We start from the raw sequence: 13,872 nt of genomic DNA, 5'->3' as shown, positions 1-13,872 counted from the left end.
TTAAATTTAGTATCATTATATGTATTTAAATTATACGAAATATTCTATCTCTAGGAGTTTATATGAAATATTTAGCATGGTTTGGTGGCCTATTTGGGATCTTAGTAATTGGTGTATATGTATTGGCTTTCACGCCTCTTGGTAACTCTATATTGCAGCCTACAATAGAAGAAAAGATTAAAGAGCAGACCTTGCTAGATAGCAAACTTAAAGTTTTTTCTTTGAGTATGAGTGAGTTTGAAATAATTTTAGAGATAAATCAGGGTAATGTTGTTAGTTTAAAAGGGGAGTACTCTCCTTTTTCAAAAAGCTTTGATATTAACTATAATGTAGATCTGGATAACTTAGAGTCACTAAAATCTCTTAGCACAGTAGAACTTCGCAAATCATTTAGAACGAGTGGTAAAGTAAAAGGTGATATGGCATTTATTACTGTAGACGGAATCAGTGATGTAGCATCTAGTGATACAACTTATCATGTTGAATTAACTGAATTCAACCCAACTTCTATAATTGCAAAAGTTAAAAAGTTAAAATTGAGTGAATTATTGGACATAGGTGCTCAAAAGCCATATGCAGATGCTGATGTAAATCTGGATGTTAATTTTAAAAATATAAAACCTCATGCTCTGGATGGAGATATAATTCTCGCAACAGAGGACGGGAAGATAAATACTAAAGTAATGAAAAATGACTTCAATATTACTATTCCCAACACTGATTTTACTATGAACTTAGATGCAAAGCTTAAGGGTGATGATGTTGACTATACATATAAACTAATATCTAATCTATTTAAAATAACTTCTTCAGGTAAAGTTATTCCAACACCGCTAAAAACAGATATAAAGTATGCACTAGATATAAAAGAGTTAGCATTGCTTAAACCAGTTACTGGAGCAGATGTTAGAGGTTCATTTAGACTAAACGGTACAGTTAAAGGTACAAAAGCAAAGCTTGTAGTAGATGGTAAGAGTGATGTGGCAGAGTCAGATACAAGATTTGAAGCAATTCTAAAAGAGTTTGCTCCAGCCAGCGTACAAGCAAGTATGAAAAATTTAAAACTAGATAGAGTTTTATATATGGTAAAGCAGCCTCATTATGCAGATGGAATCTTCTCTTTAGATGTAAATATACCAGATGCCAGAAGTGGTAAGTTAAACGGCAAGGTCATCTCAAGTGTGAAAAAAGGTCTACTTGATGTAAAATATATGACAGAAGCATACAAGTTTAAAACACCGATGCCACAAACAGCATTTCAAATGATTACAGATACAACTCTAAATGGAGATATTATTGACTCTAAAGTTAACTTGAAGTCTACGCTTGCAGATTTTGATATAAAAAGAGCTAGAGTAAACTTAAAAAATAGTACGATAAATAGCGACTATAAAGCAACAGTTCCTAATTTAGATAAACTTTATTTTGCTACCGAGCAACATATAAAAGGTGGTATTACAGTTAACGGAGAGTTAAACAAAGGTGATGACTTTGATCTGACAATACTTTCTAATGTAGCAGGCGGCAAGATAGATGCGAAACTTCACAATGATGACTTCCATGCAGATATACTTGGTGTTCAAACATTAGATGCTCTTTATATGCTTATATATCCTGAGATATTTAAAGCATCACTAGATGCTAAGCTTGATTATAATCTCGCATCTCAAAAGGGTAAGTTTGACGGTCATTTAATAGATGGCAAATTTACGAAAAATCAGATGCTAAATCTCATCAAGCAGTATGCAAAAGTTGATATGTATGTTGAAACATTTAAAGGGGATGTGCACGCAGATATAAATAAAGAGAAAATAGTAGCATCTATGGAGCTAAAATCTAATACTTCATCTATAAAAACTAAAAACACGCAGTTAAATACAAAGACAAAAACTATTGATTCTAAAATAGATGTAGTAGCAAATAAAAGTCCAATTTCTGTAATGTTAAAAGGTAATACTTCCTCACCAAAGGTTACTATAGATGTAGAAGATTTAGTTAAAAAAGAAGCAGGAAAGGCTATAGAAAAAGAACTAGGAAAGCTACTTAAAGGTTTTTTCTAATTCCTCAATATCTTTAATATATACAATTTTTTTTACTTTTGAACTTTTGATATAAAGAAGAGTTAGCATCTCTTCTTTAAAAGGCAGGGTAAGATTATACTTCTCATTGAAGCTGAGTAGAATAGGGTGCTGATAACTCTCCATCCTAGGACGTACAAATAGAGAAAATATTCCGGCTGGAATTTGAGAAGTATCTACAATGAGATTTATGTTTTTTGGCATCTTATGCTCATCAAAATACTGATTTGCTACTCTAGTTGTAGCCTTGTCCCAAGTTATAATCCAGATGCCGTCTTTAACTAAGGTATGTTCTTTATCATGCTGAGACTTTAGTTTTACAGGATTTACCCTGTCTCCGACTTGGAGCATCTGAGCATTTAGGAGCAAAGACAAGGAGAGTATAAAAAATATAATCTTCAAGGCTATCCTTTAAATAGTTCAGATGAGTTGACAAGTTCAGGAGCTGGCTGTGCAATATAATAGCCCTGCATATAGTCAACACCTAACTCTTCGAGTTTATCATAAACTTCTTTTGAGTGAACAAACTCCGCAACAGTTTCCATGTTTGCTTCGTTGGCAAAGTGTATGATACTTTTTACAACTTTGTAGTCTTTTTCGTTGATATCAATATTTTTTACTAAACCGCCGTCAATCTTTAAATAGTTAGCTTCTATGTCTAAAATGGTTTTGAAGTTAGAATAGCCACTTCCAAAATCATCTATGGAGACTTTAGCCTTAAATAGATGCAGTAGCGCTATCTTCTCTTTAAAAAGAGTTATATTTTCTATCTCATCGCTCTCAAGTATTTCAAATGTCACTCTGGATGCTAAGTCTGGATTAGTAATAAATGTGTCAGTAATCGTTGTTTCAATATCTTGATTTATGAGATCTGAGAAGTTAATGTTTATGCTAACGCAATGCTCAGAATCTTTAAACTTTTCAAATACAATAGAGAGAATTCTTTGGGTTAGTTTGTAGTGTATATTTGTGTCTTTTAGTCCAGGAAGAAAAAATACAGGGGCAATGATATTATTATCTTTATCTTTGATTCTTACCAAAGCTTCATATTTCAGAATCTCATTTGTAAGTTGGTTATATATAGGTTGATAGAAACATATTACTCGATCTTCTTCTATGGCCGCTTTTACAAAATTTATATCTTTTGTTCTTGATAGAATCATACTTTGAGCTTTATCATTAAAATGTACAACTCTGTTTCTACCCTCTTTTTTAGCAATATAGAGCATCTTATCGGCTACTTTAATAGCTTCATTTAGACTTTTTTCTGATGCTGGGTTTTCATGCACACCAATAGATATCTGCATAACTATTTTATGATTTTCGTATGTAAATACGTGTGCGTTAAGATTTTCTCTGATACGTTCACAAATCTCTGAAGAGCTGTCTGTAGGATTTCGCTTATGCATAAGTAGTAGAAACTCTTCCCCTCCATATCGTATCAGGATGTCATTATCTCTAATAGAACTCTTAATAATCATACTGCTTTGTGAGAGTATCAAGTCACCGGCTTTGTGCCCATAAATATCATTTACAACTTTAAATTTGTCTAGGTCAAGCATAGCAATAGAGTAGTTGTTCAAGTTAAGCATAGGCGATATCTCTTGAAGATAGTTCCTGTTATATATCTGAGTAAGAGGATCTGTAAAGATTTTTTTTCTAGTTATAAAGTAGTGAAAAATTTGTATGATTGTCATAAGCATAAGTAGAAATATGAAGATTATTAAAACTATAAAAAAAGTCTCTAGCGGCTTGATTAGTTTGAGAATGGTTTTTTGAATATTTGTTGTGATATCTACACTAAGTATGCCAACAACTTTACCGGAAGTTTTAACAGGATAAAGGTATGTTAAGTATAGATTTTCCATGTCGTGTTGTTTAATAGTCTGTGGTTCAGACTCTTTATATAAGTTTATATATGCCTTGTCCATAACATCAAATTTTTGGTAAAAATTTGCTTTATCCTCTTTTGAAGCATCTAGTAAAAATCTAAACCTATCTTCTTCATCTTTATAAAGCAGATAGATATACTTTACACTTGGAGTGAGAAAGAGAGATATTTTGTCTTCATACTTTTCTCTCGTGCTTGTATTAGATAGCAAAGCAATTAGATCATTCGTGTTTTTAATAGAGTTTTTATTTATGATGTCATCTTCTATATTTTTAAGTACATTAGAAACATTATTTATTTTATTGCTCTCTATACGTAAAAATATGTCTTCTTGGGCCTGTTTAATGTAGATGTATATATATATGAAAAACAGTCCCAAAAGTAACAGAAGCAAAAATAGAAAGAGCTCTTTTTTCTTTACCATATTTTTTCCTCTAAATATGGCTTCAAGTCATTTGAAACTTGAATGGATTGAGCTTTTATCCTTGATTTTAGTATTACAATATTAGGTCTGCCTTTTTTCCAAAAAAGAGCTCCAAAACTTTTAGGAATCTCAGAGAGCATTTCATAGTTAAGTACAAAAATAGTTTTAGAAGAACACTCTTCTAGCAAGTTGTTTTGCTCTTGCAAGATAATGATTGACGCGTCTTCACAGTTGTCTGTAGTATTTAGTATATTATGGCTTTTTAGAGTGTTTAGTATATTCTTATTATCACTCCATACTTTTATCTCTTTATTTACAGAAATCTCAGTGATTATTTTTTCTAATATTTGAACTCTTAGATTATCTGAACTCTCAGATGCAAATGACACAAATGCTAAAAAAATAAATGTTGCAAAGAGTTTCATTTAAAAAGTGTACTCCATAGTTAGCAAGCCGCGTCGCTCCATTACTGGGACATCAACTCCATTTATTGGAACTTCGTGAGCCTGATCTAAAAGATTCTCACCCTTTAGTTTCAATTCCAGTTGTTTATTGATCGGGTAGATGACACCAAGAGAGTAGTCATATCCAGCAGGCATATTTATTCCATCAGATGATTTATAATCTGACCTGTATACAAGTTCATTGTAGATATCAAGCTTGCCAATTTTATTAAAAAGCTGAATAAGTCCGCCTTCGCCCGAGCTAGTATATACATCTTGAAACATCTTAAAATACTCAAGTGTTATTTTATTATTTACATCAAATTTATGATCTACTCTGAAAAATCCTCTGTGAAATGTAGTTGTTCCACTTTTGTTGACATATTGTTTTAGCACAGGGTTATAGATTATTGAATCTTTTGCTGTACTTTCTCCACCATTTATTGTAAAAGTAGTATTGTCCATTTTATAGATTATTTCTGCAGTAAGTGTTCTGTTTTTTATACTATCTAAGTCGGGGTTTATATTTGTATTGGGTGAAAATGTAGTTTGTCTAAAGGTTGGGTGCACATAGCTTTTCATAGCAAATAGTTTCAATGTTAAACTGTTGTTGATGATAGACACATATCCAAGTCTCAATATATTTTCTGTTGATGATTTGGAAAAGTCATTTTTATAATGATCTAGTTTTGCACTAAAAGCTATAAGATTGTTCTCATTTATATTGTATAGATTTTCTAGATAAGCCATATAAATGTTGAGTTCAGTAGGACCCCATATTTTTGGAGTAGTTACATCATCGTATTTATACTTGTTCACATTAAACTTTTGATATTTGATATTTGCACCTAAAAATAGATCATTTGCCCCATTAACAAGTCTTTTTTCTACTATTGCACTATAAACATTACTTCCTATATTTGTTTCAAACTTTTTTGGGGTAGCACCGTCTGCCATTGTTATACCAACAGCATCTTTATTTAGGACATCCAGGTTTTCATGAGACATACTTAAAATCACATTTAAGTCATTTCCAAAGTGTTTGGTAGCTTGGAGATATAAAGTTTTTGTATCTATAAATCCATCAACAGGAGCATTCCCTAAACCGCTAAAAGAGTCAGCTTTTTCTTTTGAAGCTCCTAGCTCTATATCATAGCTCTCTTTTTTTGAGAATTTAAAGTAAAATTGACCACCAGCTCCATCACGAGACATGTCATAACCATTTGTATTGTAAGTTTTGTAGTTATTTTTACGAACATCAACATTAGCTAAATATGAATAATCACCAAATACTTTAGCATCTAGCGCTCTAAGGTTAACACTTGATCTTGTATCAACAGATGCCTGCACAGATGTACTGTTTTCACGAGCTGGTTCTTTGGTGTATAGCTTTATTGTCATGCCACCTGGCTCATTCCCAAAGATAACAGAGTTTCCTGCTTGATATACTTCTATATGGTCTATAAAATAAAGGCCCATTTTGCCATATTGGGTAAGTGCATTTCCAAGAGTTGCAGAGTTTAACTCCTGAGAGTTTATAAATATTTTCACAGGATTTAGTGCTGCTTGATTGCTACCGCTTTTTACAAGAGTTGTCATTCCTGTTCTTGTCGCTTCAATGTTAAACATCCTGAGTGTTTTTAATACATCATTAAGTGTATAAGCTTGCATCTTATCGAGATCGGCACGTGAAAAAAGGATGATATGACCAGCACTCTCTTCTTTAGTTTGATGGTATAGTGATTCGGAGTTTTCATATTCTGCTAGAAGGTTGTCTAGAGCTATATCTTTAGAAAAAAGTAAGAGTGTAGAAACGAACAAGATAAATATTATTTTCATTTTTCAACTTCTTAAATTAATATTAACTTTGCATTCTAGTTTAAGTGTCCTTACAGTGTGCTTAGCTATTTGATACTTGCATCTGCTAATGTTAGACAGAATAAGGGGCTTGAATTGCTTTTCAATATAGTATTAATGGCTTGTGAGAGAGTTGAACCAGTTGTTATAATGTCATCAACAAGTATTATATCTCTATCAGTATTGTGCTTAAATGTGAAATTTCTAGGGTTCATTAGTCTAAACTCTCTACTTTTGCCAGAGTATGAAACAGGATTTTTTGCTCTTAGTTTATTAAACTCAGGTTTAATGTTTTTACTTTTAAGAGCTTTATTTAATATGGCTGTATGAGAGTATCCATTTCTTATGTTGTCATCAATTGCTATAGAGCTAACTCTCTCTGGATATTCAAAGTTTTTTGCAAACTCTTTTAAAGAGTAATTCGCAAGGATTGAGTAGATGTAGTAGCCAATATCCGTGTGTTTTGTATGTAGTAAGTCTTTTATATCATTGTATTTGTAAAAAGAGATAACTTCGATGTTATTTAGGATTTTTCTTTTGTAGATGCTTGGGCGCAGAAAGGTTTCTTGACAGTTAGTGCAGATGTGTGTAAAAGATAAACTTTCACACAACATGCATTTCACAGAATTTAGTCCATCTTTAAAACAGACATAAACGCTTCGCTAGGAAGTTGCACTTTTCCTATGGATTTCATACGTTTTTTACCAGCTTTTTGCTTTTCGAGTAGTTTTCTCTTACGAGTTATATCTCCACCGTAACATTTGGCAGTAACATTTTTACCCATAGATTTCACTGTTTCTCTAGCGATAATCTGAGAACCCAAAGATGCTTGAACAGCTACTTCAAAAAGTTGACGAGGGATAATCTCTTTCATATTCTTAACTAAGATGCGGCCACGAGATAGAGCTTGATTACGAGGAACAACTATACTTAGTGCATCTACAGCTTCCCCAGCTACTTTGATATCAAGTTTAACAAGGTCCCCAACTCTAAAATCTAAAGGTTCGTAATCAAATGAAGCGTAACCTTTAGAGATTGACTTTAAGGTGTCGTAAAAGTCAACAACTATCTCATTCATTGGAACTTCATACTCAAGCATAACTCTATCTTCATTAAGATAAGTCATCTTACTTTGAGTACCGCGTTTACTAATTAAGAGAGTTATGATATTACCAAGATATATACTTGGTGTAATAACTGTTGCTTTTACATATGGTTCTTCAATTCTGTCAATTTTGTTTACTTCTGGAAGCTCTGAAGGATTATGAACATTAATTTTTTCACCATTATTGAGATAAACTTCATATATTACAGATGGTGCGGAAGCAATTAAGTCAAGGTTAAATTCACGCTCAAGTCTCTCTTTAACGACTTCCATATGAAGCATACCTAAAAATCCAACACGAAAACCAAAACCAAGAGCTAAAGAAGTTTCAGGCTCATAAGATAGAGAGCTGTCATTAAGGCGAAGTTTATTTAGTGCATCGCGTAAATCTTCAAAATCATCTGTGTCTATTGGATATATACCGGCAAATACAAATGGTTTAGCAGGTTCATATCTTCCAACAGGCTCTGCAGTAGGATTTTTTGCATCTGTAATTGTGTCACCAACATTAATAACGCTAACTTCTTTAAGTCCAAGAACAACAATACCAATTTCTCCACATTCAATAGTGTTAGTCTTGATGCGTTTTAGTGGGTGAGGGTACATTAAATCAAGAATATGATGCTCTTCGCCATTGCTCATAAGCTTAATATTCTGGCCTTTTTTAACTTGACCGTCAAAAACACGAACAAGTGCTAGTGCACCAAGATATTGATCAAACCAGGAGTCATAAATGATAGCTTTTGTAGTTGCACTAGGGTCTCCAACAGGAGAAGGGACTCTGTCAACAATTGCATCAATTAATGCACGAATTCCAACTCCAGTTTTTGCAGAAACTAAACAAGCATCTGTAGCATCTATTCCAATACTTGTTTCAATCTCTTCAGCAACTTTTATTGGGTCTGCTGCAGGTAAATCAATTTTATTTATTACTGGGATAAGCTCTAAATTGTTTTCCATTGCCAGATAAACATTTGCGATAGTCTGAGCTTCAACGCCTTGAGCAGCATCTACTATAAGTAAAGCACCATCACTAGAGGCAAGCGACTTACTAACTTCGTAAGAAAAATCAACGTGTCCCGGAGTGTCTATAAGATTTAGAATATAGTGCTCGCCATCTTTTACATAATCAAGTCTAACACTTTGAGCTTTGATGGTAATACCACGCTCTTGCTCAATATCCATAGTATCCATCATCTGAGTTTTTAGTTCTCTTTCAGTAACTGAACCACACTCTTGAATAATACGGTCTGCTAATGTGCTCTTACCGTGGTCGATATGAGCGATGATAGAAAAGTTTCTAATGTTTTTCAATTATTTACCTCTGATTATTCAAAAAGACCATTAACGCTTTCGTTGTGATAAACACGACGAATTACTTCTGCAAAAAGAGGAGCAACTGTTAATACTTTTATTTTTTTATGTGGCGCTGATTCTAAAGTATTTGTAACTATTAGTTCATCAAGTTCACCATGGTCTAGATTGTCATAAGCCTTTCCGCTAAGTACGGCATGAGTAGCACAAGCCATAACAGAAGTTGCGCCGTTGTTTTTAAGTGCAGTAGCAGCTTTAACCATAGTTCCTGCAGTATCTACCATGTCATCAATCATGATTACATCATAACCTTTAACATCACCGATGATATTCATAACTTCACTCTCATTTGCTTTTTCACGACGTTTATCAACGATAACCATCTCAAGACCCATACGTTTTGCAAAGTAACGAGCGCGGGCAACACCACCAATATCAGGAGAAGCGATGATAGGGTTTTTAAGGTTTTTACTTTTGATATAAGTCTCAAATGTAATAGAACCATAAAGATTATCAACAGGAATATTGAAAAACCCTTGGATTTGACCTGCATGAAGGTCGATTGTTACAACTCTGTTTATGCCGGCAGTCTCATACATATCTGCAACAAGTCTTGCAGTAATTGGAACACGAGGAGCAGCTTTTCTGTCTTGTCTTGCATATCCGTAGTAAGGAACGACAGCAGTAATACTTTGAGCAGATGAACGGCGAAGAGCGTCTGTCATAATAAGTAGTTCCATTAGGTTGTCGTTTGACGGAGCACCAGTACTTTGTACTATAAACACATCGCGACCACGAACACTTTCAGCTATCTGAACTGATATCTCACCATCACTAAATCTTTTTGTATCAGCATTAGCTAATGGAACATCTAAAATTTTACAAATTTCTTTTGCGAATTCTATACTTGCAGAACCAGCAAAAATTTTATAACCACGCATGGGATTCCTTCTTGGAAAAATTGATAATGGAATTATATAATAGTAGTGCTGAGGAGTTGTTAAAAGTAATACAAATTAGAAGAAAAATTTATTGGCAGTTTTTACATGTTCCAGATAGAACAACATCTGTTTTAGATATCTCAAAACTACTATTAGAATTTACTTCGCTTAGAATAGGCTTCATATTGAGTTTAATGTCCTCAACTTCTCCACATTTGGTACATACAAGGTGAGAGTGGTAAGTTTTTGTAAGTTCATAAACTGTCTTGCTCTGTGGAATTTTAACTTCTTGTATATAAGAGTTCTCAAGCATTAAATGAACGTTTTTGTATATGGTTGCCAATGAAATAGAAGCGAATTTTTTCAGCATCAATTCATATAGAGTATCTATGTTGATATGTCCACAAGAGTGCAGCGCATTACTGATTGCTAATCTTTGTGGTGTTGCTTTTAAATTATGACGTCTAAGTTCATCTGTATAATTAATCATAATGACATTATACAATATAGTAGTTTAAAGGAGAAAAATTATATTTTAAGTTTAATAGTATTATAATGTTATAAAGGAAAAAAATTATCCTTTAGATAAATTTAGGAGTTATAAATGAGACAGTATGAATCATATAAGTGTAATAAATGCGGTAATGTTGTAGAAGTAAGTCATGTAGGTGGCGGTGAACTTCACTGTTGTGGACAAGCTATGGAAATGATTACTGAGAATCTAACTCTAGTAAATTTACTAAAAGCATTTGCAGGTGAGTCACAGGCCAGAAACAAGTATGAATATTTTGCTAATGTAGCTCAAAAAGAGGGTTACAGAGATATAGCAGAACATTTTCAAAGAGCTGCAAACAATGAAAAGCAACACGCTAAGATGGAACTTGCATTAGCAAATAGAATGGCAGGTTCAACTGAAGATAGTTTTGGAGATACAAAAGCCAACCTTCAAACTGCTATTGATGGTGAGTCTTATGAAAATGTAACTATGTATCCTGACTTTGCAGCTATTGCAAAAGAAGAGGGTCATAAAGAAGCTGCAAAATTATTTAGTGGTATTGGCCAAATAGAGGTAGAACATGAAAATATGTTCCAGATGCTACTAGACAGACTTGAAGCAGATGCTGAGTTTGTTAGTGAGGATGAGGAAGAAGAGTGGATTTGTGAAGTGTGTGGGCATGTACATCGCGGTAAAAAAGCTCCAAAGACTTGTCCCGTTTGTAAACATCCACAAGAGTATCAGTCAAGACTAAACTCTAAGAAGTAATTACCAAGAGTATTTAATCATTGCCTGAAGTGTATTTGATTCTACTCTTGAATTGAAGTTTAGGTTTAGTGGCTTTTGCTTATAGTAGTGCCACTCAGCCCCTATGAAAAGATTCTCTACCTTTAGAGGTCTTTTCATATCAAACAGAAATTGATTTTGAGTTAAAAAGTCATACTCAGTCCAGTCAATAAATCCATCAATGAAAAAAATATCAGAAATCTTTTTAGTTTTATAGTAGGGTGATAACTGATAAGTTTCCTCGCCAATATTTTGATACTTTTTATAAGCATTAAGACCAAACACATCAAATCCGTAAACCGAGAGATCACTTCCAAGACCTATTAAATTTGCATTATAAGTATTGCTAGCATTGTACTGGTATGCTAAGTAAACTTGCTTTATTATTGAAAAACTCAAATTTGTTGACGTAATTTTGCTAAGGTTTAGTCTTGGAGAAAACTCTCCGTAAGTATCTGTTTTACTATTATGATATTTAAACTCATCATCCGCAACACTGTAATCAATAAAACCATAAATATCGCCATATTCGAAAGCGCTATAGTGCTCAAGTGTAAAAGTTGTTTTAGCGCCATTTTTCGTGTCATAAACATAGCTGTTTCCATCAAATGTTCCATACAGAAGCTGAATATTTGTTGTTGAAAAAGCAACGAGATTTGATAGTAGAAGAGCACTTAAGAGAAGTTTTTTCATAGAGGATTTTCCTTTGTATCAATATAAAATTATATCATTATATTGATAAAAGCTAATTATATATACGAAAGGATCATCCTCCTCCATCGTTAAACATTATAATTATTTTAACCATTTTTGAAAAGCGTTTGTTTTGATCAACCTGAGGGAAGTGAGTGTTATTGACATCGACACGAATTAAACCATTTAACATGACATATCCTTAGTTGTAAAGCGTTTTAACGCTTAGGTAAAGCAACAAAGACAAATTGTGTAAATCCAATTAATAGTAAGCAAAAAGTGTTCACAAAATTAATCTTGTAAATCTTTAAAGCTGTGAATACTCATATTTTGAAGGTCGTAATATTTTATACCACAAGAGAGACCATTGGTATTAAACAGAGGAATAGAATTAATTTTGTCTATATCCATTTTAATATCTTTATCGCTTAAAAGAACAAAGTCATCTCCAAAGATACGAAAGAGTTGGTGGTGTGGATATTCTAATCTAAGATACTCACTAAAGCTACGAAGAACTACATCACCTTCACTCCAGCCATACTCTTTGTTATATTTAGAAAAATCTTTCATGTAAAGTATGTTTAAGTAAAGATTTTTTTCTGAATTTATATTAGATTGTAAAATAAAATCAAGATAGTAGTTGTTATAAAGATTGGTTAATGGATCTTTATAAAAGTATGCAAAACGTTCATCATCTATAAAAGTATTAGGAAGTTGCTCTGCATTATTTTTAAGGTCAACAGATTTGAAAATCTCTTTAGCACTCTCAATTACTTTTTTATCATACCAAACGTCACTATATTTTTCCAGCTCTTCTATCGCTTGCTCAATAGTCTTCTTAGCTTTATATACTCTTCTGGTGGTCATAGCATCAAATGCATCTGCTACAGCCATAATCCGTGATGCTAATGGAATTTCATCACCTTTTAATCCTTTAGGGTAACCACTTCCATCACAGTGTTCATGATGAGCATGTACTATTTTTGCGAGTTCATGGTACATCGGGATTTCATGAAGTATATTATATCCTGCCGTTACATGATCTTTTATCAATGAGTACTCATTATCGGTTAACTGATTTGGTTTTAGTAAAATTGCATCAGGTGTTATGATTTTACCAATATCGTGCAAGATTCCTGATTCATAAATCATGTTACACTCTTTTGCTGAAAGTCCCATTGCTTCGGCAATATTTTTTGAATACGTAGCAACGCGTTCACTATGACCGCCTGTATAAGTATCTCTTGCCTCTATCATCTTTACAAGAGAGTGGATAGCATGTTGGTAGTTTTGTACTTGTTCATGTTGAAGGTTTAAAACAGTTTGTGTTCTCTCTTCAACCATCGCTTCTAAATCTGCTTTGTACATCTCGTTTTCACGAAATGCCGATAGTTTATCAATTGATTGATCTAGCATTTTTAATATTTGGGAAAAATCTATAGGTTTAACTATGTAACCAGTAACTCCAAGTTGAATGGAGCGTGTTAAAAATTCTGAATCAGTGTATGCAGAAACAACGATGATCTCTTGTTTTTCATTAATATCTTTGATTCTACTTATCATCTCCAGACCATCCATCTTAGGCATCTGAATATCTGTAATCACTATGTCATATTGATTCTGAGTGTATTTTTTAAGACCTTCTTCTCCATCTATAGCTGTGTCAAGTTTTGTGAAGATCTTATTTAAAAAAGTGGTAATACCCTCGCGTAGTACTTGTTCGTCTTCAACATATAATATAGAAAAGTGTCCTGCTTTTTCTCTGAGTGAAGCTATTTTTGTTTTTAGCTTATCTTGCATAAGACGAATCTCCTATCTATTAAGTTTGTTATCATTATATTATC

Annotated in this window: 12 protein-coding genes; 2 read left to right on the top strand and 10 right to left on the bottom strand. The window is 33.1% G+C overall.

Going from position 1 to position 13,872, the window contains the following annotated elements:
• Positions 1 to 62: 62 nt before the first annotated feature.
• Positions 63 to 2,060, top strand: a complete 1,998-nt coding sequence (locus SMGD1_RS03495) for a translocation/assembly module TamB domain-containing protein (RefSeq protein WP_008340140.1) — start codon at positions 63 to 65, stop codon at positions 2,058 to 2,060.
• On the opposite strand, the gene SMGD1_RS03490 is transcribed toward SMGD1_RS03495, so the two are convergent.
• The 8 genes from SMGD1_RS03490 to SMGD1_RS03455 form a co-directional block, all read right to left on the bottom strand.
• The gene (locus SMGD1_RS03490) at positions 2,040 to 2,480 is read right to left on the bottom strand and encodes a hypothetical protein (protein WP_008340650.1); all 441 of its coding nucleotides are present in this window, start codon (positions 2,478 to 2,480) and stop codon (positions 2,040 to 2,042) included. The two genes, SMGD1_RS03495 and SMGD1_RS03490, sit on opposite strands and share 21 nt — an antisense overlap.
• A gap of 2 nt (positions 2,481 to 2,482) precedes the next feature.
• Positions 2,483 to 4,393: a bifunctional diguanylate cyclase/phosphodiesterase gene (locus tag SMGD1_RS03485; protein ID WP_008340155.1), complete on the bottom strand. Its 1,911-nt coding sequence runs from the start codon at positions 4,391 to 4,393 to the stop codon at positions 2,483 to 2,485.
• Positions 4,387 to 4,818: a hypothetical protein gene (locus SMGD1_RS03480; protein ID WP_008340648.1), complete on the bottom strand. Its 432-nt coding sequence runs from the start codon at positions 4,816 to 4,818 to the stop codon at positions 4,387 to 4,389. Before SMGD1_RS03480 ends, SMGD1_RS03485 begins: the two co-directional genes overlap by 7 nt.
• On the bottom strand, positions 4,819 to 6,675 hold the full coding sequence (locus SMGD1_RS03475) for a TonB-dependent receptor plug domain-containing protein (protein WP_008340156.1): 1,857 nt from the start codon (positions 6,673 to 6,675) through the stop codon (positions 4,819 to 4,821). It abuts the gene before it with no gap.
• A 65-nt stretch (positions 6,676 to 6,740) separates the two neighbouring features.
• Positions 6,741 to 7,307: a ComF family protein gene (locus SMGD1_RS03470; RefSeq protein WP_008340646.1), complete on the bottom strand. Its 567-nt coding sequence runs from the start codon at positions 7,305 to 7,307 to the stop codon at positions 6,741 to 6,743.
• 14 nt (positions 7,308 to 7,321) lie between these two features.
• Positions 7,322 to 9,112 carry a translation elongation factor 4 gene (gene lepA / locus SMGD1_RS03465; protein ID WP_008340160.1) on the bottom strand — a complete coding sequence of 597 codons (1,791 nt, stop codon included), beginning with the start codon at positions 9,110 to 9,112 and terminating at the stop codon, positions 7,322 to 7,324.
• 14 nt (positions 9,113 to 9,126) lie between these two features.
• Positions 9,127 to 10,053 carry a ribose-phosphate pyrophosphokinase gene (locus SMGD1_RS03460; protein WP_008340146.1) on the bottom strand — a complete coding sequence of 309 codons (927 nt, stop codon included), beginning with the start codon at positions 10,051 to 10,053 and terminating at the stop codon, positions 9,127 to 9,129.
• Between the two features lie 88 nt (positions 10,054 to 10,141).
• Entirely contained in the window at positions 10,142 to 10,543 is a 402-nt protein-coding gene (locus SMGD1_RS03455; protein WP_008340163.1) for a Fur family transcriptional regulator, read from the bottom strand.
• Between the two features lie 114 nt (positions 10,544 to 10,657).
• Between SMGD1_RS03455 and SMGD1_RS03450 the strand changes: the two genes are divergently transcribed.
• Positions 10,658 to 11,317: a ferritin family protein gene (locus tag SMGD1_RS03450; protein ID WP_008340642.1), complete on the top strand. Its 660-nt coding sequence runs from the start codon at positions 10,658 to 10,660 to the stop codon at positions 11,315 to 11,317.
• Here the strand turns inward: SMGD1_RS03450 and SMGD1_RS03445 are convergent, their stop codons facing one another.
• The gene (locus SMGD1_RS03445) at positions 11,318 to 12,028 is read right to left on the bottom strand and encodes an outer membrane protein OmpK (RefSeq protein ID WP_008340138.1); all 711 of its coding nucleotides are present in this window, start codon (positions 12,026 to 12,028) and stop codon (positions 11,318 to 11,320) included. It lies immediately after the preceding gene.
• Positions 12,029 to 12,319: 291 nt separating this feature from the next.
• Complete coding sequence (locus SMGD1_RS03440; RefSeq protein WP_008340149.1) at positions 12,320 to 13,828, bottom strand: HD domain-containing phosphohydrolase; 1,509 nt, start codon at positions 13,826 to 13,828, stop codon at positions 12,320 to 12,322.
• Positions 13,829 to 13,872: the final 44 nt, after the last annotated feature.

Origin of the sequence: Sulfurimonas gotlandica GD1 (assembly GCF_000242915.1) — a bacterium.
Classification (GTDB): domain Bacteria; phylum Campylobacterota; class Campylobacteria; order Campylobacterales; family Sulfurimonadaceae; genus Sulfurimonas; species Sulfurimonas gotlandica.
Note: the sequence above shows the minus strand (reverse complement) of the source record. Positions and strands in the feature narration are given on the sequence as shown.

What these genes read in the sequence shown, in the direction of transcription:
- SMGD1_RS03450 (WP_008340642.1), top strand. Translation starts at nt 10,658, where the DNA reads ATGAGACAGTATGAATCATATAAGTGTAATAAATGCGGTAATGTTGTA.
- SMGD1_RS03440 (WP_008340149.1), bottom strand. Translation starts at nt 13,828, where the DNA reads ATGCAAGATAAGCTAAAAACAAAAATAGCTTCACTCAGAGAAAAAGCA.
- SMGD1_RS03485 (WP_008340155.1), bottom strand. Translation starts at nt 4,393, where the DNA reads ATGGTAAAGAAAAAAGAGCTCTTTCTATTTTTGCTTCTGTTACTTTTG.
- SMGD1_RS03445 (WP_008340138.1), bottom strand. Translation starts at nt 12,028, where the DNA reads ATGAAAAAACTTCTCTTAAGTGCTCTTCTACTATCAAATCTCGTTGCT.
- SMGD1_RS03460 (WP_008340146.1), bottom strand. Translation starts at nt 10,053, where the DNA reads ATGCGTGGTTATAAAATTTTTGCTGGTTCTGCAAGTATAGAATTCGCA.
- SMGD1_RS03470 (WP_008340646.1), bottom strand. Translation starts at nt 7,307, where the DNA reads ATGTTGTGTGAAAGTTTATCTTTTACACACATCTGCACTAACTGTCAA.
- SMGD1_RS03480 (WP_008340648.1), bottom strand. Translation starts at nt 4,818, where the DNA reads ATGAAACTCTTTGCAACATTTATTTTTTTAGCATTTGTGTCATTTGCA.
- SMGD1_RS03455 (WP_008340163.1), bottom strand. Translation starts at nt 10,543, where the DNA reads ATGATTAATTATACAGATGAACTTAGACGTCATAATTTAAAAGCAACA.
- SMGD1_RS03475 (WP_008340156.1), bottom strand. Translation starts at nt 6,675, where the DNA reads ATGAAAATAATATTTATCTTGTTCGTTTCTACACTCTTACTTTTTTCT.
- SMGD1_RS03495 (WP_008340140.1), top strand. Translation starts at nt 63, where the DNA reads ATGAAATATTTAGCATGGTTTGGTGGCCTATTTGGGATCTTAGTAATT.